3 protein-coding genes are annotated in these 4498 nt (G+C 35.3%); 2 read left to right on the plus strand and 1 reads right to left on the minus strand.

Going from position 1 to position 4498, the window contains the following annotated elements:
• Positions 1-164 precede the first annotated feature (164 nt).
• Complete coding sequence (locus CDZ78_RS21470) at positions 165-323, minus strand: hypothetical protein (protein ID WP_167374408.1); 159 nt, start codon at positions 321-323, stop codon at positions 165-167.
• 327 nt (positions 324-650) lie between these two features.
• Here CDZ78_RS21470 and CDZ78_RS18840 point away from each other — a divergent pair, with 327 nt between their 5' ends.
• The gene (locus tag CDZ78_RS18840) at positions 651-2489 is read left to right on the plus strand and encodes an ATP-dependent nuclease (protein ID WP_087871351.1); all 1839 of its coding nucleotides are present in this window, start codon (positions 651-653) and stop codon (positions 2487-2489) included.
• The gene (locus CDZ78_RS18845) at positions 2486-4387 is read left to right on the plus strand and encodes an ATP-dependent helicase (protein WP_087871352.1); all 1902 of its coding nucleotides are present in this window, start codon (positions 2486-2488) and stop codon (positions 4385-4387) included. Before CDZ78_RS18840 ends, CDZ78_RS18845 begins: the two co-directional genes overlap by 4 nt.
• The last annotated feature ends 111 nt before the right edge of the window (positions 4388-4498 follow it).

Below are 4498 nucleotides of genomic sequence, written 5' to 3' on the forward strand. Positions count from 1 at the left end.
CATTACTTGAACATAAAATTGATACGACACAAAGCGAAACATCATCAGATAAACCAGTTATTAGAGGGGTGTTCTCAAAGTTATTTAAGTGATGTATTGTGTGTCACAATGAAGGGTATCAGCTAACATAGGACGTAGATACCCCTTTATCCGCAATACAGAAATTATTTAATCATGTGAGTGGCGCTATTACTTTTCGTTACCACATTACAATACCTGTATAAAACCTTGCCACCCACGCCTTTAAATTTCTCAATAAAGTCGGCAATCTTTTGAAACACACTTTGTTTCTTAGTTAAGTATTGTGGATTAAGTGGACTCATTTTAGGCAGAATTGCATGGTTCTGTCGCAAAAACAAAACTATCCTATTATCTACGATCATAAGATGTAATTTTACCCAAAGTAGGTTAGCATGCTCAATTAAAAATTGAGCGTCATTATTTAAGTAAATATTTTTCCTGAACACCAGGACACACCTGGCTTATCCGTTCAATTATCGCGATGGGGTGATAATATTTTTCTCCTGCATGGTGCTCTATTCATGAGCGGCATAAAAAAAGGTTATAGCCGGTTTAACACAGATATTTGTTTTTTTTGCGACAGAACCAGGTAAACTCCAATTAATACAGACAGTTTCTAGGGTGAGTGTATGAGTATTTTAGTCGATAAAGTTCGTATTGCGGGTTTTCGGGGTATTGCTGAACTTGAAATTACATTGCCTCGCGTTACTGTATTAATAGGAACAAATAATTCGGGTAAAACTTCAGTGATTAAGGCTATGCAATTGGCTTTGGGTGATTATTCTCGTTATTTGGCAGAAGAAGATTTTTATATTGACGCTGATGATAATAGGATTGAGTCCATTCTAGTTGATGTTCGTGTTGTAGCTATGGATTTAGAGGGTAAGGGTAAGCCAGTATTATTTGATGATGAATGGGTTGAGCATTTTGGTGATAAGATTCGATCAGAAGCCAATGGAGATCAATTTCTAGCTCTAAGAACAGAATGTGAACAGGATAGAATAAAGGGAGGTTTTAGTATTACGCGATTTGCTCTGGATCGCTGGCCTGATTATCCAAATTGGAAAAGTGAAGCAACCAAACGTAAAAATCAATTGCGTAAACGATTTGATGCATTATCTTTTATTTCAATAGATGCCCAACGGGATATACATCAAGAACTAAGAGAGAAATCTTCATTTATTGGGAAAGTGCTTTCCAGTGTGGAATATGATAAAGCCGATATTACTAAGCTGGAAGAACTGGTTAAGGCTGTTAATGATGAGGCTGTCGAAAAAAGTCAGCCTTTACAGGACTTAAAAGAACATTTAGAACAACTGAACCAATCCTTTCAAGGTTCTGGTGAAGCAGAAATAACGCCTTTTCCCAAAAAAATAAGAGACCTTTCAAAGCAATTTACTGTTCATTTTGGTGATCAGGCGAATAATTCGTTTTCCATGGAATATCACGGCATGGGAACCCGAAGCTGGGCATCTATGCTAACGGTAAAAGCGTTTGTCGAATTAACGGGAAAAAATCATCAAGAAGAAGAAAAACCTTTTTTCCCTTTGATTGCTGCTGAAGAACCTGAGGCACATTTGCACCCTAACGCTCAACGAAAACTTTATAAACAGCTTATCGCTTCTAATGGACAAATAATTATTAGCACTCATTCGCCATATCTTGCTGCATTGGCTAATCAAAGTGAACTAAGAGCATTATCAATTGCATCTCTAGGTGTATGTGTCAACCAACTCAATGTTGACTTAGTAGACCCTGAAGACCAACGTAAATTGCAGAGGGAGGTCATTCATTCGAGGGGTGAGTTACTTTTTTCTAAAGCAATTGTTTTGTCTGAGGGTGAAACTGAGGAACAATCTTTACCACAGCTATTTACTAAATATTTTGGTGACAATGCATTTTCAATGGGAATAAATTTCATTGGGGTGAGTGGCTCAGGAGCAAAGTATCGACCATTTTTGAGATTTGCATATGATTTTAATATCCCTGTTTTTGTTTTTAGTGACGGCGAAGTAAAGACAACTCAAGAATTAAAAAAGAACTATGACAAAATATTTGGTGAAACCGATATTGGTAATAGCCCGAATATAACAATATTGGATGGAACTGATTTTGAAGGGTATCTGCTTGATTCAGGGTTTGAGGAGTCAATAAAAGATGCAATTGTGAAAATTGATGGTCCTGACAAAATTGATAAATGGATAGAAAAAAAGCAAGGTACTCAAGAAAAACCACAAAAAACTTCCCAGCCCCCCTGTGAAACTTGTAAGCAGCCAATATTTGAATCGCCTTTACGTGATTATTATTCTCCTGATGGGCAAAAAAAAGCAATGTTGGAAATTTTAGATACTAAAAAGCCAATGTATGCTCAAGCTGTTACAGAGCAATTATGTAAATTGGACTCTGATAAATTACCACCTAAAATAATTGAATTATTTAAAAAAATTAAAGCGGGGCGGATATTATGATGGCATTATCACCCGATCAAGAATCTATTGTTAAAGCTCCCATTGAAAATTCACTACAAGTCTTAGCCTCTGCTGGTTCAGGGAAAACTCGTGTATTGACTGAACGAATCCGGTTTATTCTTGAAAACACTAAAAAAGACAGTGTTATTGCTTTAACATTCACTAATAAAGCGGCTGAAGAAATGGCTGAACGTCTTGATAATGTTGATGCTATAGAAGACAGGGTTTGGGTTGCCACTATTCATTCTGTTGCTCAACGTATATTGGAGCAATACGGACATACCATAGGGCTTCCTGCTGAATTGCATATCTATGAGCGTGATAAAGATAGGATGGAGGTTTTTTTACAATCTTTACGTGATGATAATGTGGATATTGATGAATATCTGGATGTTTCAGATTCAAGAGAGAGACGTAACCGTGAAGGTGTTATGCAAAAACATATGGATGCTTTTGCTGCGATAAAACGTGAAATTCTTAATGAAAGTGAGGTTGTTGAGAAATATCCAAATGATTCACGATTATGGAAAATATATCAAGACTATCAAAATGCACTGCTTGCCAGTGGGGGCATCGATTATGATGATATTTTAAAGTATGCTTATAAAATACTTTTTCTCCATGACTGGGTTGCTAATATTTATCGTGCTAAATATAAGCATATTTGTGTGGATGAAGCACAGGATTTAAATAAAATTCAATACGAGTTTATAAAGGCACTCTGTGGTGAGTCAATTACCAGTATATTAATGGTTGGAGATCCGAATCAGATGATATATGGATTTAATGGGTCTTCATCTGAATATCTTTGTTCTTTTTTTATTGATGATTTTAAGCCATCAGTTTATGAGTTAAAGGAAAATTACCGAAGTAGCAAGGCTGTTATTCATGTTGCAAACAAATTAAAACCAGGGTCACAGAAAGAAAGTGATTTTGCTTTACAAGGTGTTGTAACAGTTAAAGATCAAGCCAATGAGATTGACGAAGCTAATTGGATAGTTAATCAAATTAAGCACCTTTTAGAGCTGAAAACACATAAGGAAATTGAAGGCGAAATAACGCTGGATAAGATGGTTGTTATTGCTAGAAACCGATATGTTTTTTCTGCTTTAAAAGACGCTTTAAATAAGTCTGAAATTCGATTTTCTTTAAAAAAAGGGGAAAGGCAAGTAGAGCCTAGTTCATTATTTTGTAGCGTATTAGATTATGCTATTCGTGTAAAACTGAATCCTAAAGATTGGGTGGATGGTAAGAAGCTTTGTTCTTTATTAAAGCTTTCTTCTCCTTCTGAATGGGGAAATAATGAAATCTTAAAGAAATGGTCCAAAGATGTTTTAATTTCAGAAATTTTGTTTCCTGAATTACAGTCAGAATTGTTAGTAGTAATAGACCAGCTGGATATTGATGAACCTAATATTAGAAAACTAACTAAATCCTTTATTGATAAATTAGAGAAATTTGCTGATGCTCCACAATTGGAAAATTATGAATCTGAGTTGGAAATAAGTATTCTTGAATTAAAAGAGTTTCAAAAATACTGGACTCGGTTTAAACAAAAAGGTTTGGGTGATTCATTACAGGCATTTAGAAATGCGATGGCATTAGGTCAGTTAACTGAAGACGTTATTAATGATGGATTAACCTTAAGCACAGTGCACACAATGAAAGGATTGGAAAAAGAAATCGTTTTTTTGATGTCTATGTGTGAAGGTGTGTTTCCTGATTATCGGGCTAAGACTATTGCTGATATTAATGAAGAACGAAACAGTGCCTTTGTGGCAATAACAAGAGCTAAACGACGGCTTTATATCTCATACCCTATGCAGAGAACTATGCCTTGGGGAGGGGTTAAGGGACAAGTTGTATCTCGTTTTATAAAAGGTTTCCCCTCACATTGAGCGGGTATGGATTTATATTTTTAGATTAACTTTTGATTTTAAAACAAATAGTTACAATAAGTTTAGTAGCTGAAGTTTCCCAATAATTATTTATGGTAAAATTGAAACTAT

This window comes from Bathymodiolus platifrons methanotrophic gill symbiont (assembly GCF_002189065.1).
Lineage (GTDB): Bacteria > Pseudomonadota > Gammaproteobacteria > Methylococcales > Methylomonadaceae > Methyloprofundus.

What these genes read in the sequence shown, in the direction of transcription:
- CDZ78_RS21470 (WP_167374408.1), bottom strand. Translation starts at nt 323, where the DNA reads ATGAGTCCACTTAATCCACAATACTTAACTAAGAAACAAAGTGTGTTT.
- CDZ78_RS18840 (WP_087871351.1), top strand. Translation starts at nt 651, where the DNA reads ATGAGTATTTTAGTCGATAAAGTTCGTATTGCGGGTTTTCGGGGTATT.
- CDZ78_RS18845 (WP_087871352.1), top strand. Translation starts at nt 2,486, where the DNA reads ATGATGGCATTATCACCCGATCAAGAATCTATTGTTAAAGCTCCCATT.